We start from the raw sequence: 25,499 nt of genomic DNA, 5'->3' as shown, positions 1-25,499 counted from the left end.
CAGCGTCAGATGTGTATAAGAGACAGCGCCGGGGCCGTCTTCCCACCCGCCGGGTCCTCCCACCCGGCAGGCGCAGGGATGCCGGTCACGGGGTTCCCACCGGTCGCCGCGGGTGCGACGCTGTGATCGTGAGCCGTATCCAAGCCGCACCCGACGCAGCCGAGGCCAACCTCACCGACCGGCTCCTGGCGGGCCTGCCGGCCGAGGCGGTCCTCACCGATCCCGACGTCACGGCCTCCTACGCCCACGACATGGCGAGCTTCTGCCCGTCCGGCGCCCCGGCCGTCGTCGTCCTGCCGCGCACCGTGGAACAGGTCCAGCACGTCATGCGGGTCGCCACCGAACTGCGCGTCCCGGTCGTCCCGCAGGGCGCCCGCACGGGCCTGTCCGGCGCGGCCAACGCCTCCGAGGACTGCATCGTCCTCTCCCTGACGAAGATGAACCGGATCCTCGAGATCAATCCCGTCGACCGCATCGCGGTCGTCGAGCCGGGCGTCGTCAACGCCGCCCTCTCCCGCGCGGTGAACGAGCACGGTCTCTACTACCCGCCGGACCCCTCCAGCTGGGAGATGTGCACCATCGGCGGCAACATCGGCACCGCCTCCGGGGGCCTGTGCTGCGTGAAGTACGGGGTCACCGCCGAGTACGTCCTCGGCCTCGACGTGGTCCTCGCCGACGGCCGCCTGATGTCCACCGGCCGGCGCACCGCCAAGGGCGTCGCCGGATACGACCTCACCCGCCTCTTCGTCGGCTCCGAGGGCTCCCTCGGCATCGTCGTCCGGGCCGTCCTCGCACTGAAACCGCAGCCGCCGAGGCAACTGGTGCTCGCCGCCGAGTTCGCCTCCGCGGCCGCCGCCTGCGACGCGGTGTGCCGGATCATGGAGGGCGGCCACGTGCCGTCGCTGCTCGAACTCATGGACCGTACGACGGTCAAGGCCGTCAACGCCCTCGCCCACATGGGCCTGCCCGAGACCACCGAGGCCCTGCTGCTCGCCGCGTTCGACACGCCCGACCCCGCCGCCGACCTCGCCGCCGTGGGCGCGCTGTGCGAGGCGGCGGGTGCCACCCAGGTCGTCCCCGCCGAGGACGCCGCCGAGTCCGAACTGCTGCTCCAGGCGAGGCGGCTGGCGCTGACCGCGCTGGAGGCGGTCACGGGCACGACGATGATCGACGACGTGTGCGTCCCGCGCTCCCGGCTCGGCGAGATGCTCGACGGTGTCGAACAGATCGCCGAGAAGTACCAGCTCACCATCGGTGTCTGCGCGCACGCGGGCGACGGCAACACCCACCCCACCGTCTGCTTCGACGCCCAGGACCCCGACGAGTCCCGGCGCGCCCGCGAGTCCTTTGACGAGATCATGGCCCTGGGCCTGCGGCTCGGCGGCACCATCACCGGCGAGCACGGCGTGGGCGTCCTGAAGAAGGAGTGGCTGGCGCGCGAGATCGGCCCGGTCGGGGTCGAGATGCAGCGGGCCGTCAAACAGGTCTTCGACCCGCTCGGCATCCTCAACCCCGGCAAACTGTTCTGAGCCCCCGCCCTCACCGGGCGAGCAGTCCGGCCAGCCCGGCGTCGATGCCGAGCTGTTCGCCCTCGGTGCCCGGCGGCACCACCCGCAGGGTGCGCTCCAGCCACGACGACACCTGCGCGGACGGCGCCTCCAGCAGGGCCGTCCCGGACGGTGAGCTGAGCGCCATCAGCACGACGCTGCGGCCCTCCGCCTTCGACGGCCACACCCGCACGTCGCCGTGCCCGCACGGCCGGAACACCCCCTCCACGAGCAGGTCCCGGGCGAACGCCCAGTGCACCGGCTGCCCGGAGTCGACGTGGAAGTCGATGTGCACGGCGTACGGGTCATCGGTGCGGTAGGCCAGCCGCGCCGGCACGGGGATCCCCCGCTCGGGCGACAGGATCAGCCTCAGCTCCAGTTCGCGCTCCACCACCGTGTGCCGCATGGTTCTCGTCCTCTCCGCTCGTGACGCGTGCCGCGTGACGCGTGCCGCGTACGGGCCCGGAACGGACCCGCACCGGTCCAGAGGCGGGCCGGCGCCGGGCATTACGCGGGTCCGCGGAAGTTTTTTCCCGCCCGCCCGCCGTTTCCCCCGCGCTCCCGCGAAAGGTGGAGCACCTGTGCGAGGTTGCCCGGAAAGGAGTGGGTCCGGCGGGACGGGCCGTGCCGGCTGCCCCGGTCTGATAGATGTGGAGGCCCCCAAGACGACCCCCGAGCAGATACGGGACGACGGACATGAGCGCCCCAACCCCCGCACCAGGCGATGACAGGCCCCGCGAGGGGTACTACCCGGACCCGTCCATCCCCGGATACGTCCGGTACTGGAACGGCGCCTCCTGGGTCCCGGGCACCAGCCGGCCGGCACCGGCCGACGGCGAGCCGCTCAGCCCGCCGCCCGGTGTGCGGCCCGCCCGGCCCGCGGTACCGGAGGTCGAGGCGACCGGTCCGCACTTCTTCGACGAGGACCCCCCGGCCGGGCCCGTCCCGGCAGTGGGGTCCTCGGCCGCGCCCGCCCCGGCCGGTCCAGCGCCCGCCGGACAGCCCGGGCCGGCCGCGCCGTGGACCGCCGACGCCGGCCGGTCCGGCCCCGTCGGCGACCAGGGCCGCGGCGGGTCCTGGAGCGCCCCGGCCGGGCCCGACCCCCGGCTCGCCCCCACCAGCGCGCCCGCGGGTGCCGGTCCGGCAGGCCCCGCCGCCCGCGCGGAGCGCACGGCGGGGGAGCAGGACCGGGGCGGCGGTGAGCCCGGGAGCACCTTCGTGTTCCGGCGCCCGACGGCGGCCGACGGCGCGCCCGGCACACCGGCGGGCAGTGCGTCCGGCACACCGGCCGCGCCCGGTGTCCCCGGGCCGGGCGGTCCCGTGGACGCCGGCACCATGACCTTCCGTCCCGTCCCCCGCCCCGACGGCCGCACGGGCCCGGCTGCGTCCGGGCCCGCGGTGCCCGCTCAGGGCCAGTCCGCGCCGGGAGCGGCCGGCGGTCCGGGCTCCGGCGCCGGGAAGGCGCCCGCCGCCCAGCCTCAGGGCCCCGCCCAGCCCCAGGGCCCGGTGCAGGCCCAGGGCCCCGCGCAGAACCAGCCCCCGGCGGGCGTGGCCCCCGCCACTCCCGCGGTGCCCGCGCCCGCTTCTCCCGCCGCTCCGCCGCCCCAGCGGTCCGCCGTGCCTCCGCAGTCCGTCGTGCCCCCGCAGTCCGTCGTGCCTCCGCAGTCCGCCGGGCCCCGGCCCGCCGGAATGCCCGGCTCCGTGCCCGCCCCGGTGACCAGCGGACCCGGCGGCGGCCAGGCCTCCTGGGCCCAGCAGGTGCACCAGCTCGCCGGAGCCGGAGCCGGAGCCGGAGCCGGGGCCGTAGCCGGAGCGGGCGCGGGGGCGGGTCCGGTCCCGGCGGCCCAGGAGCAGCCCGTCGCGCCCTGGAAACCACCGGTCGAGGACCTCTTCCAGGCCGCGGCCCGGCGACAGGCGGCGGCGCGGCCCGCCGGTCTGGGCAAGCGTCTCGCCGCCCGCCTGGTCGACACCGTGGTCCTCGCGGGCGTCACCGCCGTGGCCGCCGTCCCGCTCGGCGCCAAGGCGGCCGACCACGTGGACGAGAAGATCGACGCGGCCAAGCTGTCCGGCCGTACGGTCACCGTCTGGCTGCTGGACGGCACGACGGCCGCGTACCTCGGCATCGTCCTCGCCGTCCTCCTGCTCTTCGGGGTGCTCTACGAGGTGCTGCCCACCGCCAAGTGGGGCCGCACGCCGGGCAAGAAGCTGTGCGGTCTGCAGGTGCGGGACATCGAGGGCCACGAGCCCCCGTCGTTCGCTCCCGCACTGCGCCGCTGGCTGGTCTACAGCGTGCCGGGGCTGCTGTGCGTGGGGATCGTGGGCGTCCTGTGGTGCGTGTTCGACCGGCCCTGGCGCCAGTGCTGGCACGACAAGGCGGCGCACACGTTCGTGGCGGGGTGACCGGGACGGCGGCGCAGGACACCCCGCGCCGCCGCCCCACCCGCCTGGCGGCCCGTCCTCCCGTCGGCCCCTCACCCTGTCGCCCCGTGGGCACCTCGCCGGGCCGGCCCCGTCGGCCCCGCCGTCATTCCGGCGGGTGCCCGCTGTCCTCCGTACGGAGGCTCGCCGGATGCGGCTGCGTCCCGTTCGAGATCCACTCGGCGCATGAGCAGCGAACCGCCCCCCGGCTCCGAACCGCCCGCCGGCTCCGGACCCCCGCACCCGCCCGGCGGCCGGCCGCCGCGGCCGGACGACGGCGCGCAGGGCGGGGACCCGCACCCCGAGGGCCCGCACTCCGGCGCCCCGCGCCCCGGTGACCCGTACGCGAGCGGCCCCTCCGAAAGCGGCGGCAGCCCGTACGGCGGCGGCAATCCGTACAGCGGCGGCGGCGACCCGTACGGCGGAGGCTCCCACGAGGGCGGAGGCCCGCACGGCGGCAACCCGTACGAGGGCGGCCCACCCTACGGCGGGGGCTCCCATGAGGGCAGCGGCCCGTACGGCGGAGGCTCGTACGGGGGCGACTCCTACGGCGGTGGTCCTTACGGCGGCGGCCCGCCCCCCGGCGGACCGCTCGCCGGCATGCCCCCGCTCGCGGAGAGCGGCAGGCGCACCCTGGCCCGGATCATCGACCTGATCCTGGTGGGCATCGTGGTCTGGGTGGTCACCTGGGCGCTGCGCGTCAACGAGTCGACGATGAACGCCGACCAGGTCGAGGTGGGCACGTCCATCTGGCAGTCGGTGGTCGGTGTCGTGCTCTACTTGGCCTACGACACCTTCATGACCGCCAGGTCGGGGCAGACGCTGGGCAAGAAGTGGCTGGGCATGCGCGTGGCCGACCTGAGCGACGGATCGACGCCCTCCGCCGCCACCGCACTGGGGCGCGCCGCGGTTCTCTGGGTCCCGTTCTGGTTCTGCTGCGCCTGCCTGTGGCTCGCGGTCTGCGGCGGCTGGAGCTACTTCGACCGGCCCTACAAGCAGGGCCTGCACGACAAGGCGGCCAAGACGGTGGTGGTCAGCACGGGCACCGGCCGGTGAGCCGGCGCCGCGTCAGGCGGCCGTCGCCGGGCCCTGGCCCGGCTCCGCACCGGCGGAGACGGTCTCCCGTCGCGCCGCCACCCGCGCCTGCCCGCCGGCCGGCGCCGCCGCGGGGGCCGTGACGGCGGTCCCGGAAGCCCCGCTCGCCGCGGCGGCCGACGCGCGCGCCTTCGGCAGCGGTACCGTCATGGCGACCAGGAGCCCCAGCGCGAGGGCCGCGAGGGCGATGACGGCGATCCCGAGGCCCGAACTCGTCTGCGACAGCAGCAGCATGGCGAGCGTCGAGCAGATCACGGTGCAGGAACCGTAGGCGAGCTGTGCGGCGGTCGGACGAGGCATGGCAATCGTGTCCTCGGAAGATTTCGGGGGTGCGACAGCGGGCCGGCCTGGCTTTCCACCGGCTTCCGGGCGTGGTGCCAATCGACTGTAATCCCCTGGATGCCCGCGAGGAACGGCCGGTAAGCGTGACCTAACCCACGGTGCCGGTGCACGGGGGGCGCACGGAGTCACGGCCGCGGCGTGCCGGCCCGCCCCGGCCCTCGTCCGTCCGCAAAGCGAACGCCGCCTCCGCATAGTGCACTTGAACTGTCCAAGTCAAGGTCTGTCTTTTCTCGTAAACCTCTAGTCAAATGTCGTCACTTGACTAACACGCGTTGATCGCGCGCGGACTTTCTCGTGCCTCAGAGGCCCCCCTTCCGCGCGTACGGGCGCGTCAGGGGAGGACAGCAAGTGACCAGTAGACCCTGGACGTTCAGAGCGGCCGCGATCGGTGTCGCGCTCGCGGCGGCCACCGCCACGTTCTCGACGTTCGCCGTCGCCGAGGCCGCCACCACGGCCGGTTCCGCCACCGTGGACCGGCACGACCCGCAGGCGGCCGGACAGCACGAGCACAACCTCGACGGTCCGCTGAGCAAGACCCAGGAGGCCCAGCGCCAGGAGGCCCTCAGCCAGGTCATCTCCGGCAAGGCCAAGATCCAGGACCGCAACGGTTCGAAGGTCGTCGGCCTCAAGGGCAAGAAGGGCGACACCAAGTACGTCGAGATGGGCCGGGAGAAGACCGACAAGATCTTCACCATCCTGGTCGAGTTCGGTGACAAGACGGACCCGAAGTACGGCGGCACCCCCGGGCCGCTGCACAACCAGATAGCCGCGCCGGACCGTCAGAAGGACAACTCGACGGCCTGGCAGAAGGACTACGACCAGAAGCACTTCCAGGACCTGTACTTCGGCACCGGCAAGAACACCGAGTCGGTCAAGAAGTACTACGAGAAGCAGTCCTCGGGCCGCTACTCGGTGGACGGCGAGGTCTCGGACTGGGTCAAGGTCCCCTACAACGAGGCCCGTTACGGTTCGAACTACTGCGGCTCCACCAACTGCTCCAGCGTGTGGAACGTCGTCAGCGACGGCGTCAACGCCTGGGTGGCGCAGCAGAAGGCGGCCGGCAAGTCGGACGCCGCGATCAAGGCGGACCTGGCCAAGTACGACCAGTGGGACCGCTACGACTACGACGGCGACGGCAACTTCAACGAGCCGGACGGCTACATCGACCACTTCCAGATCGTGCACGCGGGCGAGGACGAGTCCGCGGGCGGCGGCGTCCAGGGCACCGACGCGATCTGGGCCCACCGCTGGTACGCCTACGGCACCGACGCCGGCTCCACCGGCCCCTCGGACAACAAGCTCGGCGGCGCGCAGATCGGTGACACCGGCATCTGGGTCGGCGACTACACCATCCAGCCGGAGAACGGCGGACTCGGCGTCTACGCGCACGAGTACGGCCACGACCTCGGCCTGCCGGACGAGTACGACACCGCCGGCGGCGAGAACTCCACCGGCTTCTGGACGCTGATGTCCTCCGGTTCCTGGCTCGGCCGCGGCGAGGACGCCATCGGCGACCTGCCCGGTGACATGAACGCCTGGGACAAGATGCGGCTCGGCTGGCTGAACTTCGACACCGCCAAGGCGGGCGTGAAGTCCTGGCACAAGCTGGGTGTGTCCGAGTACAACACCAAGTACCGGCAGGCCGTGGTGGTCTCGCTGCCCGACAAGGCGGTCACCACCGAGGTCGTCAAGCCCGCGCAGGGCGCCACCCAGTGGTGGAGCGGCAGCGGCGACGACCTGAAGAACACCCTGACCCGCTCCGTCGACCTCACCGGCAAGAAGTCGGCCGCCCTCTCCCTCGACGGGTGGTACGACATCGAGGCCAACTACGACTTCCTCTACACCGAGGTCTCGACCGACGGCGGCGCCAACTGGACCGCGCTGGACGGCACGGTGGACGGCCAGGCCATCCCCCGCGACGGCAGCGACAAGCCGGCCCTGACCGGTTCGGTCGACGCCTACAAGAAGCTGTCGTACCCGCTGGACGCCTACGCGGGCCAGAAGATCCAGCTCCGCTTCCGCTACCAGACGGACGGCGGCGCGGCGCTCAAGGGCTTCGCGGCCGACGACATCACGCTGACCGCCGACGGCGCGGCGCTCTTCTCGGACAACGCCGAGACCGCCGACCCGGCCTGGACGGCGAAGGGCTTCTCCCGCATCGGCGCGTCCTTCACCAAGGACTACGAGCAGTACTACATCGCGGAGAACCGCCAGTACGTCTCGTACGACACCACGCTGAAGACCGGCCCGTACAACTTCGGTTCGGCCAAGCGCCCCGACTGGGTCGAGCACTACCCGTACCAGAACGGCCTGCTGATCTGGAAGTACGACACCTCCCAGGCGGACAACAACACCAGCGTCCACCCGGGCACCGGTCTGATCCTCCCGGTCGACTCGCACCCGGGCGCCCTGAAGTGGTCCGACGGCACCCTGATGCGCAACCGCGTGCAGGCCTACGACTCGCCGTTCAGCCGCTTCCGCACCGACGGCATCACCCTGCACAAGGCGGACGTCACCACCCGGATCAAGTCGTCCAAGGGCGTGCCGGTCTTCAACGACCACACCAGCACGTACTACGACCCGGCGAACCCGGCCGGCGGTGTCAAGATCACTGACACCAACACCCGGATCGAGATCACCAAGGAGGCCCACGACGGCTCCACGATCGAGCTCGAAGTCGGCCGCGCGGTGAAGTAAAGGCAAAAAGCGCAGGTCAAACGCGTATCGGCGGCAACCCTCTGGCGGGTTGCCGCCGATCGTGTTTAGGTGCCTGCTGTGGCTCTCTTATTGACACCGACCGGAACGGGGAAGTGACCGCATGGCCGCAGGAGGTTTCAGCAAGCTGCCGAACGGCACCGTCGTGGTGGCCCTCAACCTGCCCAGCCCCGCCCCCGACGGCCTCGGCGGCGTCCGCGTGCTCGTCCACGCGCACAACCGCGCCCGCGCCCTGACCCGGCTGCGGAACCTGGGCCTGCGCGCCGTCTACCTGCGGGGCAACACCGCCCCGCCCAGCCCCGACGAGATCACCGCGGTCCTGCACCACCCCGACGGCCTCCTCTGGCGCACCTCCCCCGACAACGCTGTCGGCGGCGCTCCCGTCGGCCCGCCGGAGCTGTGGCACCCCATCCGGGCCCTGCTGCGCCGCCGCACGCCCGCCCAGGCGTGAGCGGGGCCCCGCGCGGGTCAGGCGACGACGGGCTTGCCCGTCAGCTCGACGCCCGCCTGCCGCAGCTCCTCGAGCGCCCGCTCGGTGCTCTGCGCGGACACCCCGGCGGTGAGGTCCAGCAGGACCTGGGTGCGGAAACCCTCCCGCGCCGCGTCCAGCGCGGTGGCCCGCACACAGTGGTCGGTGGCGATCCCCACCACGTCGACCTCGTCGATCTCCCTGGCCCGCAGCCACTCGGCCAGCGGCACGCCGTTCTCGTCGGCGCCCTCGAAGCCGCTGTACGCGGCCGAGTACGCGCCCTTGTCGAAGACGGCGTCGATCGCGCCGGAGGCGACGGCGGGGGCGAAGTTGGGGTGGAAGCCCACGCCCTCCGTGCCCGCCACGCAGTGTGCGGGCCAGGAGCGTACGTAGTCGGGGTCGTCGGCGAAGTGCCCGCCGGGGGCGATGTGGTGGTCGCGGGTGGCCACCACGTGCCGGTAACCGGCCGGGGCCTGCCCGATCAGCTCGGTGATCGCGGCGGCCACGTCGGCACCGCCGGCCACCGCGAGGCTGCCCCCCTCGCAGAAGTCGTTCTGCACATCGACGACGATCAAGGCGCGGCGCATGGTGGGTGTCCTTCGGCTGTCGGCGGTCGGGTCGGTCGGTCGTGGGGACGGGGGCGTACGGGGGCGGGCGCGGGCACGCGCTTTAGCTACCCGAGCCCCCGGTGACGTACTCCGTCGGGAGGACGGGTTCCCCGCGCGAGAGCTGGGTGGCCGACAGCGGCAGTCCGGCGCGGGCCGCGACGTGCCGGTCCCGTACGACGTCCAGCGGCTCGCGGCCGACGACCTCGCCGCCCTTGACCAGCTCGACCTGCAACTGCCGGTCGGCCAGGTCGGTGGGCACCTCGCCGGTGCCCACCACCTCGGTCTCCGCGATCCCGTACGCGTCCAGGCGGCGCGCCGCCCACTTGCGGCCGCCGATGGAGGTCTTGCCGCCGCTGGACTTCTTCGCCACCGGCGTCAGCGGGGCGCGCGGGTCGGCGGACTCGGCCCGGGCGACCAGCTTGTAGACCATGGAGCAGGTCGGGTGCCCGGACCCGGTGACCAGCTGGGTGCCGACGCCGTACGCGTCCACGGGCGCCGCGGCGAGCGAGGCGATGGCGTACTCGTCGAGGTCGGAGGTCACGACGATCTTCGTGTCCCGGGCGCCCAGCTCGTCCAGCTGCTGCCGCACCCGGTGCGCGACCAGCAGCAGGTCGCCGGAGTCGATGCGCACCGCGCCCAGCTCGGGCCCGGCCACCTCCACGGCCGTCCGCACGGCTTCGGCGACGTCGTAGGTGTCCACCAGCAGCGTCGTGTCCCGGCCCAGCGAGTCCACCTGGGCCTGGAAGGCGTCGCGCTCGTTGTCGTGCAGCAGCGTGAAGGCGTGCGCCGAGGTGCCGACGGTGGGGATGTTGTAGCGGAAGCCGGCGGCCAGGTCGGAGGTGGTGGCGAAGCCGCCGACGTAGGCGGCGCGGGAGGCGGCCACGGCGGCCAGCTCGTGGGTGCGGCGGGCCCCCATCTCGATCAGCGGGCGCTCCCCGGCGGCCGAGGCCATCCGCGAGGCGGCGGCGGCGATGGCGGAGTCGTGGTTGAGGATCGACAGGATCACGGTCTCCAGCAGCACGCACTCGCCGAAGGTGCCCTCCACCCGCAGCACCGGCGAGCCGGGGAAGTAGACCTCGCCCTCGGGGTAGCCCCAGATGTCGCCGCTGAACCGGTAGCCGGCCAGCCACTCGAGGGTCGCCTCGTCCACGACCCGCCGCTCGCGCAGGAAGCCGAGCACGTCGGCGTCGAAGCGGAAGTTCTCCACCGCGTCCAGCACCCGTCCGGTTCCGGCCACGACGCCGTAGCGGCGGCCTTCGGGCAGGCGCCTGGTGAAGACCTCGAAGACACTGCGCCGCTCGGCGGTCCCGGCCCGCAGGGCGGCCTGCAGCATGGTCAGCTCGTAGTGGTCGGTGAAGAGCGCCGTCGAGGGAACGTCCACCGGCAGCCCAAGGTCCGCTGTGTTCATGACCGAGAATCGTACTCCCATTTCGTCAGTCTGACGATTTACGGACGCGGCCTGCTCATTTGTGCTCCCACCCCCCTGTGGTGGCAGCATGGGCCATGTGACGGCAGCCGCACCCATCGAGATCGAGAAGACCGAGCCGGCGGAGGAGGTCTTCGCCGTACCCGAGCCCGACGTCCCCTGGGTGACGATCGTCCACAACGATCCCGTCAATCTGATGAGCTACGTCACCTATGTCTTCCAGACGTACTTCGGGTACTCGAAGGACAAGGCCACCAAGCTCATGCTCGACGTCCACCACAAGGGCCGGGCGGTCGTCTCCAGCGGCACCCGCGAGGAGATGGAACGGGACGTCCAGGCCATGCACGGCTACGGTCTGTGGGCCACCCTCCAGCAGGACCGCAAGTAGCCACGTGAACGAGCGGCGCCCTGGGCGCCGACGACGAGCCCGGACCGGAAGCAGCGAACCCCCTCCATGCCTGGACACTTCGAACCGCTCCCCGGCGGCGGCGCGGCCGTCGCCCTCGACGACGTCGAGATCTCCATCATCCGCTCGCTGGCCGTGCAGCTCCTGGAGCTGATCGGCCCCGGCCCGGCCGAGGACGAGAAACCCGCCGACCCGCTGGCCGAGCTGTTCGCCGAGGGCCCGAGCGAGCCGCCCGCCGATCCGGTGCTCAGGCGGCTCTTCCCGGACGCCTACGGCGATCCTCAGCAGCCGCCCGCCGGCGCCGAGGAGGCCGCCGAGCAGCGCGCGCACGCCTCGGAGTTCCGCCGCTACACCGAGAACGACCTGCGCGCGGGCAAGCGTGAGAACGCCCTCGCGGTGATCCACTCGCTCAACGAGCTGTCGGCGGCCGGTGCGGGCGGGGCGGTGCTGAAGCTGTCGCAGGAGGAGTCCCGGCGCTGGCTGGGCGCCCTCAACGACCTGCGCCTGGCCATCGCCTCCCGGCTGGAGATCGGCGACGAGGACGACGCGGACGACCTCTACCGGCTGCCGGACGAGGACCCGCGCAAGCCGATGGTGATGGCGTACCTGTGGCTGGGCGGCCTCCAGGAGACCCTCGTCTCCACCCTCATGCCCTGATTCCACCGGTCTGCACGGATTGCGTGTTCGCTCAGAGGACGCTCAAATCCGCATAACGATCGCGTCAATACGATCCGATGGTATGAGGCGTTCGAGTGGGTTTTGTCCGCTTCTCGTTGTGCCGTGTGCCACACGTCACCCTGCGATCTTTGTTGCGGCCGTGATAAATCTTCACGACCGCCCGGCGAACACCACCCACGTTCGCCCGGGTGCGCCACCGAGCCGGCAACCGCCGGCCAGGCATGAACGAGTCCGGTGAGGCCGGGCCCGCTCACTCCATTTCAGTCCGGGGGGATCGAGACCCGATCCGCGGCCGACGAACGGCCCGGGTCGGCATGGAGAAAGGCGCACGACACATGACCTCAGCGCAGGTCGAGCAAGACCACGGCGGCAAAGAGGCCGTGCAGGACGGCGAGGGGTACCAGCGCGGGCTCGGCGCCCGGCAGATCCAGATGATCGCCATCGGCGGCGCCATCGGCACCGGCCTGTTCCTCGGTGCGGGCAAGGGCATCTCCAAGGCCGGACCCAGCCTGATCCTCGCCTACGCGGTGGCCGGCTTCGTCATCTTCCTCATCATGCGGGCGCTCGGCGAGCTGCTGATGTACCGCCCGGTCTCCGGTTCCTTCTCCGAGTACGCCCGCGAGTTCATCGGCCCCTTCGCGGGCTTCGTGACCGGCTGGACGTACTGGCTCTTCTGGGTCGTCACCGGCATCACCGAGGTCACCGCCGCGGCGGCCTACATGACGTACTGGTTCGACATCCCGCAATGGGTGTCGGCCCTGGTCTTCACCGTCGTCCTCTACGGCGCCAACCTGATCTCCGTGAAGCTCTTCGGCGAGCTGGAGTTCTGGTTCTCCATGGTCAAGGTCACCGCCATCATCGGCATGATCCTGATCTGCGCGGGCATCCTGACGATCGGCTTCTCCGACGCCGGCGACACCGCCACCGTGGCGCACCTGTGGAACGAGGGCGGCTTCTTCCCGCACGGCGTCGGCAGCACCCTGATGACCCTCCAGATGGTCATGTTCGCCTTCCTCGCCGTCGAGCTGGTCGGTGTGACGGCGGGCGAGTCGAAGAACCCCAGGACCGTGCTGCCCCGGGCGATCAACACCGTGCCGTGGCGCATCGCCGTCTTCTACATCGGCGCGCTGATCATGATCCTCTCGGTCGTGCCGTGGACGAGCTTCCACGCCGGCGCGAGCCCCTTCGTGGTCGCCTTCCAGAAGATGGGCCTGCCCGCCGGCGCCGGCATCGTCAACTTCGTCGTCCTCACCGCCGCCCTGTCCTCCTGCAACTCGGGCATGTACTCCACCGGCCGCATGCTGCGCGACCTCGCGCTCAACAGCCAGGGCCCGCAGTTCTTCACCAGGCTGACCCGCAGCGGCACCCCGCTCGTCGGGACCACCTTCTCCGCCGCGCTGATGCTGGTCGGCGTGTGGATCAACTACCAGTGGCCGGGCAAGGCGTTCGACTACGTCGTCTCCTTCGCCACCATCTCCGGCATGTGGGCCTGGATCGTCATCCTGGTCTGCCAGATCCGCTACCGCGCCAAATCCGACCGCGGCGAGCTGCCCAAGTCGGAGTTCCGCGCCCCCGGCGCGCCGCTGGCCAGCTGGTTCGCGCTCGCCTTCATCGGCATGGTGATCGTCCTGATGGGCATCGACAAGGACGCCCGCGTCTCGCTGTACTGCGCGCCGCTGTGGGGACTGGTCCTCGCCGTCGCCTACCTGGTGCTCAAGCGCCGCAACCCGCAGGCCGCCGCCTTCCGCAAGCGCTGACCGGCACCGGAACCCGGACGTCCGGCCGGAGCGGATTCCCGTGGGACCCGCTCCGGCCGCCGCTCAGGACGTCCGTCATATGGGCCGTTCCGTACCGTTCCCCGGTACGGGGCGGCCCGCCCGTCACGCACCGCCCCCCTGCCGGACGCGCCGGCCCCTTCTGGTTCCCTGTCTATCCTTTGGCCCATGCTGACCATCACCCAGGCGCTCTACGACCAGATCGTCGCCCACGCCCGCGCCGACCACCCCGACGAGGCGTGCGGCGTGGTCGCGGGACCCGTCGGCGCCGGCCGCCCCGAGCGGTTCATCCCCATGCTGAACGCGGCCCGCTCGCCCACCTTCTACGAGTTCGACTCGCAGGACCTGCTCAAGCTCTACCGCGAGATGGACGACCGCGACGAGGAGCCGGTGATCATCTACCACTCCCACACGGCGACCGAGGCCCACCCCTCCCGCACCGACATCTCCTACGCCAACGAGCCCGGCGCCCACTACGTCCTCGTGTCCACCGCCGACACCGACGGCGCGGGCGAGTTCCAGTTCCGCTCGTTCCGCATCGTGGAGGGCGAGGTCAGCGAGGAGGAGGTCAAGGTCGTCGAGGCGTACTGAACGGGCCGCCGTCTCGCAGCGCGGATGTATTCCGTCCGAAGGATGAGATCACACTCCGGGGACCGGACCGGGAATCGATACGATGAGCCCATGGTTCTTCACGACGTGAGCGACGACATCCCGGGCACGCTGCTCGTGGCGCGGCTGCACGTCGACCTGTGCAGGTTGAACAGCGCCATCTGTTGACGTTCCCTGCCGCCGCCGTACGGCCGTGAGCCGCGGCGCTCCCCCAGGGGCGAACGCCTGGGGGCCTCACGACGCGCGCCCCCCGATCCGACGACACCTTCCTGACAGGAGCCCGCAACCATGGCCATCGAGGTCCGCATCCCGACCATCCTCCGCACCTACACCGACGGGCACAAAGCGGTGGAGGGCAACGGGGAGACCCTCGCCGCGCTCTTCGCCGACCTCGAGGCCCGGCACCCGGGCATCCAGGCGCGCATCGTGGACGGTGAGCAGCTGCGCCGCTTCGTCAACGTGTACCTGAACGACGAGGACGTCCGCTTCCTGGACGGCATCAACACCAAGCTCGCCGACGGCGACAACGTGACGATCCTGCCGGCCGTCGCCGGCGGCATGCGCTGAGGCCGCTGAGCAGCGATGCGCTACGACTCCCCGCTGGCCGCGGTGGGCAACACCCCTCTGGTGCGCCTGCCGCGGCTGTCGCCGTCCGCCGACGTCCGCATCTGGGCGAAGCTGGAGGACCGCAACCCGACCGGCTCGGTCAAGGACCGCCCCGCCCTGCACATGATCGAGCAGGCGGAGAAGGCCGGCCGTCTCACCCCGGGCTGCACGATCCTCGAACCGACCAGCGGCAACACCGGCATCTCGCTCGCCATGGCGGCCAAGCTCAAGGGCTACCGCATGGTGTGCGTGATGCCCGAGAACACCTCCCAGGAGCGCCGGGACCTGCTCGGCATGTGGGGGGCTCAGATCATCTCCTCCCCGGCCGCGGGCGGCTCCAACACCGCCGTGCGGGTCGCCAAGGAGCTGTCCGCCGAACACCCCGACTGGGTGATGCTCTACCAGTACGGCAACCCGGACAACGCCGGCGCCCACTACGCGACCACCGGTCCGGAGATCCTCGCCGACCTGCCCTCCGTCACCCACTTCGTGGCGGGCCTGGGCACCACCGGCACGCTGATGGGTGTCGGGCGCTATCTGCGCGAGCACAAGCCGGACGTGAGGATCGTCGCCGCCGAACCGCGCTACGACGACCTGGTGTACGGCCTGCGCAACCTCGACGAGGGCTTCGTCCCCGAGCTGTACGACGCCTCCGTCCTCACCACCCGCTTCTCGGTCGGCTCCGCCGACGCGGTCACCCGCACCCGTGAACTCCTGCAGCAGGAGGGCATCTTCGCGGGCGTCTCCACCGGCGCCGCGCTGCACGCCGCGATCGGCGTCGGCCGCAAGGCCGTCACGGCGGGGGAGAGCGCCGACATCGTCTTCGTCGTCGCCGACGGCGGCTGGAAGTACCTGTCCACCGGTGTCTACACGGCGGCCACCACCGAGGAGGCCATCGCGACGCTCCAGGGCCAGCTCTGGGCCTGACGTCCGCCCGGGACCCCTCCCGCGGAGGGGTCCGGCCCGTCTCAAGCACGCCCCAGCCCCCTCCCACGAGGGGGCCAATCTCATCCTATGGAGGGGCAAAGAATTCCCTCCGGTACTGCCGCGTCCCGGCGGCCCGGGGCTACGTTCCTGGCGCACCCTGACATGTCACGAACACGTGAGATCCCGGGGTGTCAGGTGTCATGCTCATGACTGCGCGGTCGCCGCCGCTACGCGCGTCACGGGCTGCCCGACCAGTGCGCATCCCCACGTCAACGGAGGCAGTACCGTCATGCGTGAGTCACGCCCGAGCAGCCGGAGACGGAGTCTGCGCAGACTCCTCGCCGTCGCTTTCCCCGCCCTCGCCCTCACGGTCACCGGGTTCGTCGCGGCACCGACCGCCGGTGCGGCCCAGCCCGCCGCCGCCCACCCCCACACCACGAGGACCGCCCAGAACGCGCGGGCCCTCACGGCCCCCGAGCGGCAGACCTTCCACACCACCGGCAGGGCCGGCCAGAAGGTTCCCACCACCCGGCTGTGCGCCGACGCCCGGCCCGGCGAGGCCTCCTGCTTCGCCCAGCGCCGCACCGACATCAAGCAGCGGCTCGCCTCCGCGCTCGCCGCCGCAGCGCCCTCCGGCCTCTCCCCGGCCAACCTGCACAGCGCCTACAACCTGCCCAGCACGGGCGGCTCCGGCCTGACGGTCGCCGTGGTCGACGCCTACAACGACCCCAACGCCGAGTCCGACCTGGCCACCTACCGCTCGACGTACGGCCTGTCGGCCTGCACCAAGGCCAACGGCTGCTTCAAGCAGGTCAGCCAGACCGGCTCCACCACCTCCCTGCCGACCAACGACAGCGGCTGGGCCGGTGAGGAAGCGCTCGACATCGACATGGTCAGCGCGGTCTGCCCGAACTGCAGCATCATCCTGGTCGAGGCGAACTCCGCGAACGACACCGACCTCGGCACGGCCGAGAACGAGGCCGTCGCCCTCGGCGCCAAGTTCGTCTCCAACAGCTGGGGCGGCTCCGAGGCGTCTTCCCAGACCACCGAGGACACCCAGTACTTCAAGCACCCGGGCGTCGCGATCACCGTCTCGGCCGGCGACTCCGGCTACGGCGCCGAGTACCCGGCGACCTCCCAGTACGTGACCGCCGTCGGCGGCACCGCCCTCACCGCCTCCTCCAGCTCCCGCGGCTGGAGCGAGTCGGTGTGGAACACCAACTCCACCGAGGGCACCGGCTCCGGCTGCTCGGCCTACGACCCCAAGCCGAGCTGGCAGACCGACACCGGCTGCACCAAGCGGATGGAGGCCGACGTCTCCGCGGTCGCCGACCCGGCCACCGGCGTCGCCGTCTACGACACCTACGGCGGCTCCGGCTGGGCGGTCTACGGCGGCACCAGTGCCTCCGCCCCGATCATCGCCGGCGTCTACGCCCTCGCGGGCACCCCGGGCGCGAGCGACTACCCGGCGAAGTACCCCTACACCCACACCGGCAACCTGTACGACGTGACCAGCGGCTCCAACGGCTCCTGCTCCACCGCGTACTTCTGCAGGGCGGCCGCCGGCTACGACGGCCCGACCGGCTGGGGCACCCCGAACGGCACGACCGCCTTCACGTCCGGCGGCGGTGGCACCGGCAACACGGTGACCGTCACCAACCCCGGCAGCCAGTCGACCACCACCGGCGGCTCGGTCAGCCTCCAGATCAAGGCCGCCGACAGCGCCGGCGCGGCACTCACCTACAGCGCCACCGGCCTGCCCACCGGCCTGTCCGTCAACAGCTCCACCGGCCTGATCACCGGCACCGCCTCCACCGCCGGCACCTACCAGGTCACGGTCACCGCGAAGGACTCCACCGGCGCCTCCGGCTCCACCTCGTTCACCTGGACGGTCGGCACCGGCGGGGGCGGCACCTGCACCGCGTCCCAGCTGCTGGCCAACCCGGGCTTCGAGTCCGGCACCGCCTCCTGGACCGCCTCCAGCGGCGTCATCACCACCGACAGCGGCGAGCCCGCCCACAGCGGTTCCTACAAGGCGTGGCTCGACGGCTACGGCACCTCGCACACCGACGCCCTGTCCCAGACGGTGACGATCCCAGCAGGCTGCAAGGCGGTCCTCACCTTCTACCTGCACGTCGACACCGCGGAGAGCGGCAGCACCGCCTACGACAAGCTGACGGTGACCGCGGGCTCGAAGACCCTGGCGACGTACTCCAACGCCGACGCGGCCTCCGGCTACGTCCAGAAGTCCCTCGACCTGTCCTCCCTGGCGGGCTCCACGGTCACGCTGAAGTTCAGCGGCACGGAGGACGCCTCCCTGCAGACCAGCTTCGTCGTCGACGACACGGCGCTGAGCACCAGCTGAGCCACCGGACGCAGCGGGGGAGGGGCCCCGGCCGGTGATCCGGCCGGGGCCCCGGCGTGCGCGTGCGCGGGGATCCTGATGTGCTGGAGGAACGTCACATCGGCACCAGGGCACCGGGTTCCCGGCCCACCGGGCACCCGGAACGGGACTGCAGAAAGGCGGACGCCCCATGCGCCGTACGACGCTCCACCGCACCACCGCCGCGACCGCCGCCGCGGCGGCGGCCGCCCTGCTCCTCGCCGGCTGCGGCACCCAGCAGGACGGCAAGGGCACGGGGGGACCGGCGAGTGCCACGGCCCCGGGGAGCGGCGGCGCCTCCCCCTCCACCGCCCGGCCGCCCGCGCCAGGCTGCACCGCCCACGCCGACCTCACCGCCGCGGACTCCGGCCGCACCCTCTGCCTCACCGTCGGCGGCTACCTGCGCCTGACCCTGGACGGCACCAAGGAACGCCCCTGGACGCCGGTCAGGGCCACCGGCACCGTCCTCAAGGGCGCCGACGCGGGCATCGTGATCCTGCCCGGCGACGCCCTCGCCGCCTACACCGCCACGGCTCCCGGCACCGCCCGCCTCACCGCCTCACGCCCGCTGTGCGCCACCGCCCCCGGCAGGGTCTCCTGCCAGGGCATCCAGGAGTGGACGGTCACCGTGAAGGTGACGGAGCCATGAGAGACGCAGGGGCGGTTCGCGGCGTACGGGCAGTTCACGGCGTACGGCCGGTCCGGGGCGAGTACGGGAGGTCCACGGTCTACGGGCGGTCACCGCCGTCCGTCTCACCCGGCCAGGTAGCGCACCTGGTCCCAGAGCACCGGGTCCACGACCCCCACCCGGCGCCGGAAGTCCCACACGGGCACCTCCCGCACCTCGTCGGTCTCCAGGAAGCTCGTCCGCCCCTGCGCGTCCCCCACCGAGCCGGGCGGCAACGGGATCACCCCCGCCCGCTCGTCACGGTACCTGCTGGTGATCTTCGCGACCCGGGCGCGCTTGCCGTGCACGGACAGCACCAGACAGGGCCGGTCCTTCGAGCCGGGACCCTCCTCGTAGGGCACGGTCGCCCACCAGATCTCCGCGGGCCGCGGACGCGCCACGGCGCCCCGGCCCTCCGGACGCCCCGGCGGACGGGACCTGCGCCCCGCGGGACGGCGGCCCCGGCCCCACCCGTCGACGAGCGTGGCGACGAGCGCCAGCAGTACCACCGCCGCGAGCGCCAGCCACCAGGACGTGTCCATAAGGACGACGTTACCGGCGCGCAGGGGTCCGTGCGCGCCCTCTTCCGCACCTCATGCGCCCCACGTCCAGCCGAACCGGTGACACCACAGGTGAGTTCGCCCACAACCGACCTTGCCGAAGGAGCGACCCGCCCTCGCGCGCCTTACGCTCGACGGACCGCACGACCCCCGTCACCTTCTGTATCTTTCCCGCCAGCGGAGGTTTCTGCTCCATGAAGCTCACCGTCGTCGGCTGCTCGGGGTCGTTCCCGTCCGCGGAATCGGCCTGCTCGAGCTACCTCGTAGAGGCCGACGGCTTCCGGCTGCTCCTCGACATGGGCAACGGCGCCCTCGGCGAGCTGCAGCGCCACTGCGGTCTCTACGACCTCGACGCGATCTTCCTGAGCCACCTGCACGCCGACCACTGCATCGACATGTGCGCCTACTTCGTCGCGCGCTACTACCGGCACGAGGGCGGACGCTGCGACCCGCTCCCCGTCCACGGCCCCGAGGGCACCGAGCACCGGCTGACCACGGCCTACGCCGACACGCCCACCGCCTCCTCGATGAGCGAGGTCTTCGACTTCCACACGGTCAAGCCGGGCACCTTCGACATCGGCCCCTTCACCGTGCACACCGAGCGGGTGGCCCACCCCGTGGAGGCGTACGCCATCCGGCTCGAACACGGCGGCCGGACGCTGACGTACTCCGGTGACACCGGCACCAGCGAAGCGCTGGAGGAACTCGCCCGGGACGCCGACCTGTTCCTGTGCGAGGCGGCCTTCACGGACGGCAAGGAGAACATCCCCGACCTCCACCTCAACGGCCGCGAGGCCGGCGAGGCGGCCGCCCGCGCCCGCGCCCGCCGCCTGGTCCTCACGCACATCCCGCCGTGGACCGACCCCCAGATCAACCTCACCGACGCCCGCGCGGTCTACGACGGCCCGGTCGAACTGGCGGCGCCCGGGGCGACGTACGAGATCTGAGGCGGGCGGCCGTCCGCCGGCGCACGACGAGGCCCCCCGAGCCGCAGCGGCTCGGGGGGCCTCGTCACGTTCCGGGGAGGCTCACGCCTTGGTGAGGTCCTCCACCTCCTCCTCGGGCTCGCGGCCCGGGGTGGGGAGGTTGAACTTGATGATGGCGAAGCGGAAGGTCACGTAGTAGATGACCGCGAAGACCAGTCCGATCGGGATGATCAGCCACGGCTTCGTCGCCAGGTGCCAGTTCAGCGCGTAGTCGATGAAGCCGGCGGAGAAGTTGAAGCCGTCGTGCACGCCCAGGCCCCAGGTGATGGCCATCGACGCGGCGGTGAGCACGGCGTGCAGCACGTACAGGACCGGCGCGATGAACATGAAGGAGAACTCGATCGGCTCGGTGACACCGGTGACGAACGAGGTCGCGGCCAGGGAGATCATCATGCCGAGCACGACCTTGCGGCGCTCGGGACGGGCGCAGTGCGCGATGGCGAGCGCGGCGGCCGGCAGGCCGAACATCATGATCGGGAAGAAGCCGGACTGGAAGAGACCGGCGGACGGGTCGCCGGCGAGGAAGCGGGTGATGTCGCCGTGCACGATCTCACCGGCGGAGTTCTTGAAGTCACCGAGCTGGAACCAGGCGACGGTGTTCACGAACTGGTGCATGCCGACCGGGATCAGCGCGCGGTTCACGCCGCCGAAGAGGGCGGCGCCGCCCGAGCCGAGGCCGGTCATCCAGTCGCCGAAGTCGCTGATGCCGGTGCCGATCGGCTTCCAGATCAGGGCGAAGACGACGCCCACCACGATGCCGACGAAGGCCATGATGATCGGCACCAGGCGGCGGCCGTTGAAGAAGCCGAGCCAGTCCACCAGCTTGGTGCGGTGGAAGCGCTGCCACAGCACCGCGGCCAGCAGACCCATGATGATGCCGCCGAGCACACCCGGGTTGTTGTAGGTGGCCGCGACTATCTTCCCCTTCTCGATGTGCTGCTCGGTCAGGGGGAAGGCCTCGAGGACCTTGCTGTAGACGAGGAAGCCCACCACCGCGGCCAGCGCGGTCGAACCGTCCGACTTCTTGGCGAAACCGATGGCCACACCGATGCAGAACAGGAGCGGCAGGGAGCCGGTCAGCGCGCCACCCGCGTTGTTGAACACGGCGGCGACCTTGTCCCAGCCCAGGCCGTCCTTGCCGAAGATGTCATCCTGGCCCAGCCGGACCATGATGCCGGCCGCCGGCAGCACGGCGATCGGAAGCTGCAGGCTTCGGCCGACCTTCTGCAGGCCCTGGAACAGGCCTGATCCCCGCTTCTTCGCGGGTGCCGCCGTCGACTCGGCGGTGGCGGTGCTCATAACGTCCGTCCTCCATCGGGTGGTGGTCTACACCACTCAGTGGTGTAGACCTGTTGTAGCACGATGAAGGTGGCGTAAGGAACCCGCGAAAACGCGACCGGACCACTACACGCCGTGCGGGCTCCCGAGGGTCCTTGCGCGCCGCTTTCGCGCCGGTTTGACCCGTCAGGCCTTCGTGGTGTCCTCGACCTCGTCCTCGGGCTCCCGACCAGGAGTCTTCAGATCGAACTTCGTGATGGCAAATCGGAAGACCCCGTAATACACCACGGCGAAGCACAGCCCGATCGGGACGATCGCCCACGGCCGCGTCGCCAGGTTCCAGTTGATGACGTAGTCGATCAGCCCCGCCGAGAAACTGAACCCGTCGTGCACGCCCAGCGCCCACGTCACCGCCATCGACACCCCCGTCAGCACCGCGTGCACCGCGTACAGCACCGGGGCGATGAACAGGAACGAGTACTCCAGCGGTTCGGTGATCCCCGTGACGAACGACGTCAGCGCCACCGACAGCATCAGCCCGCCGACCTCCTTGCGCCGGCCCGGCCGGGCGGTGTGCGTGATCGCCAGGGCCGCCGCCGGCAGCGCGAACATCATGATCGGGAAGAAACCCGAGGTGAACTGCCCCGCGTGCGGGTCTCCCGCCAGGAACATGTTGATGTCGCCGTGCACCACCGTCCCGTCCGGCTCGGTGTAACTGCCGAACTGGAACCAGATCGGCACGTTCAGGAACTGGTGCAGACCGATCACCAGCAACGCCCGGTTCGCCAGCCCGAAGACACCCGCACCCCACGCCCCGGCAGCGCTCAGCCAGTCGCTGAAACTCTCCAGACCCCGGCCGACCGGCGGCCACACCCACAGGCACAGGGCGGCGAACAGGATCGCCACGAAGGCCATGATGATCGGCACCAGCCGTCGCCCGTTGAAGAAACCGAGCCAGTCCACCAGCTTCGTACGGTGGAAGCGCCGCCAGAAGAAAGCGGACAGCAGCCCCATCACGATCCCGCCGAAGATTCCCGGATTCTGGAACGTGAACGCCGTCACCGTCCCGTCCGCCGCCTGGCACCCCGTCGCGATCACCCGCGCCCCCGCCGGACACTTGGTCGGGAACTGGTGCAGCACGTTGTAGTAGACGAGGAAGCCCGTCACCGCCGCCAGCGCCGTCGAACCGTCCGCCTTCTTCGCCATCCCGATCGCCACACCGACGCAGAACAGCATCGGCAGCCCCAGCTGCCCGTCGAGCAGCGCGCCGCCCGCCCCCGCCATCACCTTGGAGACGTCGACCCAGCCCAGCCCGTCCTTGCCGAACACGTCCGGCTGCCCCAGCCGGTTCAGGATCCCCGCGGCCGGCAGCACCGCGATCGGCAACTGGAGACTGCGGCCCATCTTCTGCAAGCCCTGGAACAGGGCGTTCCAGCGCTCCCGCACAGCAGAGGTCCCGACGTCCGCACCGCCCGCGCTGCCGGCACTCATGACGCCCTCCCGAGGCTCCGCTCCACGGCGCGGCACCGCGTTTGGCCACCGCGCCAACGGTGGTGTAGACCAGTTGACGGACGGTTCCGCTGTCGTGAACGCCATCATGGGGCACCCACGGCGCGACCGCTCGCGAAGATGGGCCAACTGTGGGTTACTGCGACAAAGCGGTTCGGATCAGGGAGACAGAACATGGCCAGCAAGGCTGAGAAGATCGTTGCCGGGCTCGGCGGCATCGAGAACATCGAAGAGGTCGAGGGCTGCATCACCCGCCTCCGCACCGAAGTCGTCGACCCGAGCAAGGTCGACGAGGCCGCCCTCAAGGCCGCCGGCGCCCACGGCGTCGTCAAGATGGGCACCGCCATCCAGGTCGTCATCGGCACCGACGCCGACCCGATCGCCGCGGACATCGAAGACATGATGTGAACCCCGCGGGTCCCGCCCGAGGACCCGGCGGTTCACCCTCAAGGGGCTCTTCCCGACGCGGGAGGAGCCCCTTCCTCGCGGGGCACTAGGCTCGCCCCATGTCTCGAATCGACGGCCGCACCCCCGACCAGCTCCGCCCCGTCACCATCGAACGCGGCTGGAGCAAGCACGCCGAAGGCTCCGTCCTCGTCTCCTTCGGCGACACCAGGGTCCTCTGCACCGCCTCCGTCACCGAAGGCGTCCCGCGCTGGCGCAAGGGCAGCGGCGAGGGCTGGGTCACCGCCGAGTACGCCATGCTGCCCCGCGCCACCAACACCCGCGGCGACCGCGAATCCGTCAAGGGCCGCATCGGCGGCCGCACCCACGAGATCAGCCGCCTCATCGGCCGCTCGCTGCGCGCCGTCATCGACTACAAGGCCCTCGGTGAGAACACCGTCGTCCTCGACTGCGACGTCCTCCAGGCCGACGGCGGCACCCGCACCGCAGCCATCACCGGCGCCTACGTGGCACTCGCCGACGCCGTCGCCTGGGCCCAGGGCAAGAAGCTGATCAAGACCGGCCGCCAGCCGCTGACCGGCACCGTCAGCGCCGTCTCCGTCGGGATCATCGGCGGCGTCCCCATGCTGGACCTCTGCTACGAGGAGGACGTGCGCGCCGACACCGACATGAACGTCGTCTGCACCGGCGACGGCCGCTTCGTCGAGGTCCAGGGCACCGCCGAGGCCGAACCCTTCGCCCGCGACGAACTGAACGCCCTGCTCGACCTCGCCGTGGCCGGCTGCACCGACCTCGCCGCGATCCAGCGGGCGGCGCTCGAGAAGTAGCGCGCGAGCGCCCCGGGAACAGCCCGGCGGGCGCCGCGCCCCGGGAGTTCCGAAGAGTAAAGGGAACATCAAGAAAGGGAGCCGCGCGGACGCAACCCGTCTCCCGCGCCCGGCGTCCCTACGGGTACGGGCGTACGGCACCACAGCCATGCGCCCGGCCACCGAACGGGGAGGGGACCCAGCCATGGCCACGAGCCGGTACCGACGTCCGGGCCGCACCACCGCCGTCGCCGCCACCGCGGCCGCCGTCGCGCTCACCGTCGCCGCCCTCACCGGCTGCGACGCGGTCGGCAAGGCCCTGGACTGCGTACAGACCGCCGACTCCATCGCCGACAGCGTCACCGACCTCCAGCAGGCCGTGCGGAACGCCGTCGACGACCCGGCGAAGTCCGACGACGCGCTCCGCGCCATAGAGGACAACCTCGAGAAAATCGGCGACAAGACCGACAACGCGGACGTCAACAAGGCCGTCGACGACCTCGACAAGGCGGTCGGGAACGTCCGCACCGCCCTCAAGAACGGCGACGACACCCCCGACCTCACCCCCGTCACCGACGCCGCCGGCGAACTGACCAAGGTCTGCACACCCTGACCGGCACCGGATACTGGTGGGCATGACCCGCTTGATCCTCGCCACCCGCAACCCCGGAAAGATCACCGAACTCAGGGCGATCCTCACCGAGGCAGGACTGCCCCACGAACTGGTCGGCACCGACGCCTACCCGGACGTCCCCGACGTCAAGGAGACCGGCGTCACCTTCGCCGAGAACGCGCTGCTGAAGGCCCACGCGCTGGCCCGGGCCACCGGCCTGCCGGCGGTCGCCGACGACTCGGGCCTGTGCGTCGACGTCCTCGGCGGTGCCCCCGGCATCTTCTCCGCCCGCTGGGCCGGCCGCCACGGCGACGACAAGGCCAACCTCGACCTGCTGCTGGCCCAGCTCTCGGACATCGCGGACGGCCACCGCGCGGCCCACTTCGCCTGCGCGGCGGCCCTCGCCCTCCCCGACGGCACGGAACGGGTCGTCGAAGGCCGGCTGCGCGGCACCCTGCGCCACACCCCGGCCGGCGAGCACGGCTTCGGCTACGACCCGATCCTCCAGCCCGACGGCGAGACCCGCACCTGCGCGGAACTGTCCCCCGCGGAGAAGAACGCGATCAGCCACCGCGGCAAGGCCTTCCGGGCACTGGTGCCGGTGGTGCGGGAGTTGGTGGGCTGACACAGCAACGGCCTGCGGAGATCCTTCGATCCGCAGGCCGTTCGTG

Annotated in this window: 26 protein-coding genes; 19 read left to right on the top strand and 7 right to left on the bottom strand. The window is 71.5% G+C overall.

Annotated elements, in window-relative coordinates; all coding sequences use genetic code 11:
• Positions 1-122 precede the first annotated feature (122 nt).
• Complete coding sequence (locus IG64_RS07365; protein WP_037853331.1) at positions 123-1,529, top strand: FAD-binding oxidoreductase; 1,407 nt, start codon at positions 123-125, stop codon at positions 1,527-1,529.
• Between the two features lie 10 nt (positions 1,530-1,539).
• Here IG64_RS07365 and IG64_RS07360 read toward each other — a convergent pair whose 3' ends face one another.
• The gene (locus IG64_RS07360) at positions 1,540-1,953 is read right to left on the bottom strand and encodes an SsgA family sporulation/cell division regulator (RefSeq protein ID WP_037853328.1); all 414 of its coding nucleotides are present in this window, start codon (positions 1,951-1,953) and stop codon (positions 1,540-1,542) included.
• Positions 1,954-2,243: 290 nt separating this feature from the next.
• On the opposite strand from IG64_RS07360, the gene IG64_RS07355 reads away from it, so the two are divergent.
• Positions 2,244-3,947 (top strand): RDD family protein, encoded by a 1,704-nt coding sequence (locus tag IG64_RS07355; protein WP_037853326.1) that lies wholly within the window; start codon positions 2,244-2,246, stop codon positions 3,945-3,947.
• 204 nt (positions 3,948-4,151) lie between these two features.
• Positions 4,152-5,021 (top strand): RDD family protein, encoded by an 870-nt coding sequence (locus IG64_RS07350; protein WP_037853325.1) that lies wholly within the window; start codon positions 4,152-4,154, stop codon positions 5,019-5,021.
• A 12-nt stretch (positions 5,022-5,033) separates the two neighbouring features.
• Here the strand turns inward: IG64_RS07350 and IG64_RS07345 are convergent, their stop codons facing one another.
• Complete coding sequence (locus IG64_RS07345; protein ID WP_037853321.1) at positions 5,034-5,360, bottom strand: hypothetical protein; 327 nt, start codon at positions 5,358-5,360, stop codon at positions 5,034-5,036.
• A gap of 390 nt (positions 5,361-5,750) precedes the next feature.
• On the opposite strand from IG64_RS07345, the gene IG64_RS07340 reads away from it, so the two are divergent.
• Positions 5,751-8,099, top strand: a complete 2,349-nt coding sequence (locus IG64_RS07340) for an immune inhibitor A domain-containing protein (RefSeq protein ID WP_037853319.1) — start codon at positions 5,751-5,753, stop codon at positions 8,097-8,099.
• Between the two features lie 121 nt (positions 8,100-8,220).
• Positions 8,221-8,568, top strand: a complete 348-nt coding sequence (locus IG64_RS07335; protein ID WP_037853318.1) for a hypothetical protein — start codon at positions 8,221-8,223, stop codon at positions 8,566-8,568.
• 17 nt (positions 8,569-8,585) lie between these two features.
• Here the strand turns inward: IG64_RS07335 and IG64_RS07330 are convergent, their stop codons facing one another.
• Positions 8,586-9,173: an isochorismatase family protein gene (locus IG64_RS07330; protein ID WP_037853316.1), complete on the bottom strand. Its 588-nt coding sequence runs from the start codon at positions 9,171-9,173 to the stop codon at positions 8,586-8,588.
• Positions 9,174-9,255: 82 nt separating this feature from the next.
• Positions 9,256-10,602, bottom strand: coding sequence for a nicotinate phosphoribosyltransferase (locus IG64_RS07325; RefSeq protein ID WP_037853314.1), 1,347 nt, complete (start codon positions 10,600-10,602; stop codon positions 9,256-9,258).
• Between the two features lie 88 nt (positions 10,603-10,690).
• On the opposite strand from IG64_RS07325, the gene clpS reads away from it, so the two are divergent.
• The 9 genes from clpS to IG64_RS07285 all read left to right on the top strand — a co-directional run bounded on the left by clpS (position 10,691) and on the right by IG64_RS07285 (position 18,653).
• Positions 10,691-11,008 carry an ATP-dependent Clp protease adapter ClpS gene (gene clpS / locus IG64_RS07320; RefSeq protein ID WP_037853313.1) on the top strand — a complete coding sequence of 106 codons (318 nt, stop codon included), beginning with the start codon at positions 10,691-10,693 and terminating at the stop codon, positions 11,006-11,008.
• A gap of 66 nt (positions 11,009-11,074) precedes the next feature.
• Positions 11,075-11,683 carry a DUF2017 domain-containing protein gene (locus tag IG64_RS07315; protein ID WP_037853309.1) on the top strand — a complete coding sequence of 203 codons (609 nt, stop codon included), beginning with the start codon at positions 11,075-11,077 and terminating at the stop codon, positions 11,681-11,683.
• Between the two features lie 356 nt (positions 11,684-12,039).
• Positions 12,040-13,461, top strand: a complete 1,422-nt coding sequence (locus IG64_RS07310) for an amino acid permease (protein WP_037853306.1) — start codon at positions 12,040-12,042, stop codon at positions 13,459-13,461.
• Between the two features lie 186 nt (positions 13,462-13,647).
• Positions 13,648-14,070, top strand: a complete 423-nt coding sequence (locus IG64_RS07305; protein ID WP_037853305.1) for a Mov34/MPN/PAD-1 family protein — start codon at positions 13,648-13,650, stop codon at positions 14,068-14,070.
• Positions 14,071-14,160: 90 nt separating this feature from the next.
• The gene (locus IG64_RS43045; protein WP_324609559.1) at positions 14,161-14,256 is read left to right on the top strand and encodes a putative leader peptide; all 96 of its coding nucleotides are present in this window, start codon (positions 14,161-14,163) and stop codon (positions 14,254-14,256) included.
• A gap of 120 nt (positions 14,257-14,376) precedes the next feature.
• A complete protein-coding gene (locus IG64_RS07300; protein ID WP_037853304.1) occupies positions 14,377-14,655 on the top strand; it encodes a MoaD/ThiS family protein in 279 nt (92 codons plus the stop codon).
• A 15-nt stretch (positions 14,656-14,670) separates the two neighbouring features.
• The gene (locus IG64_RS07295; protein ID WP_037853302.1) at positions 14,671-15,621 is read left to right on the top strand and encodes a PLP-dependent cysteine synthase family protein; all 951 of its coding nucleotides are present in this window, start codon (positions 14,671-14,673) and stop codon (positions 15,619-15,621) included.
• Positions 15,622-15,910: 289 nt separating this feature from the next.
• Complete coding sequence (locus tag IG64_RS07290; RefSeq protein WP_037853301.1) at positions 15,911-17,986, top strand: putative Ig domain-containing protein; 2,076 nt, start codon at positions 15,911-15,913, stop codon at positions 17,984-17,986.
• Positions 17,987-18,155: 169 nt separating this feature from the next.
• Positions 18,156-18,653 (top strand): hypothetical protein, encoded by a 498-nt coding sequence (locus IG64_RS07285; protein WP_037853299.1) that lies wholly within the window; start codon positions 18,156-18,158, stop codon positions 18,651-18,653.
• Between the two features lie 104 nt (positions 18,654-18,757).
• Here IG64_RS07285 and IG64_RS07280 read toward each other — a convergent pair whose 3' ends face one another.
• Entirely contained in the window at positions 18,758-19,213 is a 456-nt protein-coding gene (locus IG64_RS07280; protein WP_037853297.1) for a type II toxin-antitoxin system PemK/MazF family toxin, read from the bottom strand.
• A gap of 212 nt (positions 19,214-19,425) precedes the next feature.
• Between IG64_RS07280 and IG64_RS07275 the strand changes: the two genes are divergently transcribed.
• The gene (locus tag IG64_RS07275) at positions 19,426-20,178 is read left to right on the top strand and encodes an MBL fold metallo-hydrolase (RefSeq protein ID WP_037853296.1); all 753 of its coding nucleotides are present in this window, start codon (positions 19,426-19,428) and stop codon (positions 20,176-20,178) included.
• Between the two features lie 81 nt (positions 20,179-20,259).
• Here the strand turns inward: IG64_RS07275 and IG64_RS07270 are convergent, their stop codons facing one another.
• Positions 20,260-21,516 (bottom strand): PTS transporter subunit EIIC, encoded by a 1,257-nt coding sequence (locus IG64_RS07270; RefSeq protein ID WP_037853294.1) that lies wholly within the window; start codon positions 21,514-21,516, stop codon positions 20,260-20,262.
• A 165-nt stretch (positions 21,517-21,681) separates the two neighbouring features.
• The gene (locus IG64_RS07265; RefSeq protein ID WP_037853292.1) at positions 21,682-22,986 is read right to left on the bottom strand and encodes a PTS transporter subunit EIIC; all 1,305 of its coding nucleotides are present in this window, start codon (positions 22,984-22,986) and stop codon (positions 21,682-21,684) included.
• A 192-nt stretch (positions 22,987-23,178) separates the two neighbouring features.
• Between IG64_RS07265 and IG64_RS07260 the strand changes: the two genes are divergently transcribed.
• The 4 genes from IG64_RS07260 to rdgB all read left to right on the top strand — a co-directional run bounded on the left by IG64_RS07260 (position 23,179) and on the right by rdgB (position 25,453).
• Positions 23,179-23,412, top strand: a complete 234-nt coding sequence (locus IG64_RS07260) for a glucose PTS transporter subunit EIIB (RefSeq protein ID WP_018105617.1) — start codon at positions 23,179-23,181, stop codon at positions 23,410-23,412.
• Between the two features lie 98 nt (positions 23,413-23,510).
• On the top strand, positions 23,511-24,236 hold the full coding sequence (rph, locus tag IG64_RS07255; RefSeq protein ID WP_037853288.1) for a ribonuclease PH: 726 nt from the start codon (positions 23,511-23,513) through the stop codon (positions 24,234-24,236).
• A gap of 184 nt (positions 24,237-24,420) precedes the next feature.
• Positions 24,421-24,828: a hypothetical protein gene (locus tag IG64_RS07250; RefSeq protein WP_037853285.1), complete on the top strand. Its 408-nt coding sequence runs from the start codon at positions 24,421-24,423 to the stop codon at positions 24,826-24,828.
• 22 nt (positions 24,829-24,850) lie between these two features.
• A complete protein-coding gene (gene rdgB, locus IG64_RS07245) occupies positions 24,851-25,453 on the top strand; it encodes an RdgB/HAM1 family non-canonical purine NTP pyrophosphatase (RefSeq protein ID WP_037853281.1) in 603 nt (200 codons plus the stop codon).
• Positions 25,454-25,499: the final 46 nt, after the last annotated feature.

The sequence above is a fragment of the Streptomyces sp. NRRL S-340 genome (assembly GCF_000720185.1).
Taxonomy (GTDB): Bacteria; Actinomycetota; Actinomycetes; order Streptomycetales; family Streptomycetaceae; genus Streptomyces.
Note: the sequence above shows the minus strand (reverse complement) of the source record. Positions and strands in the feature narration are given on the sequence as shown.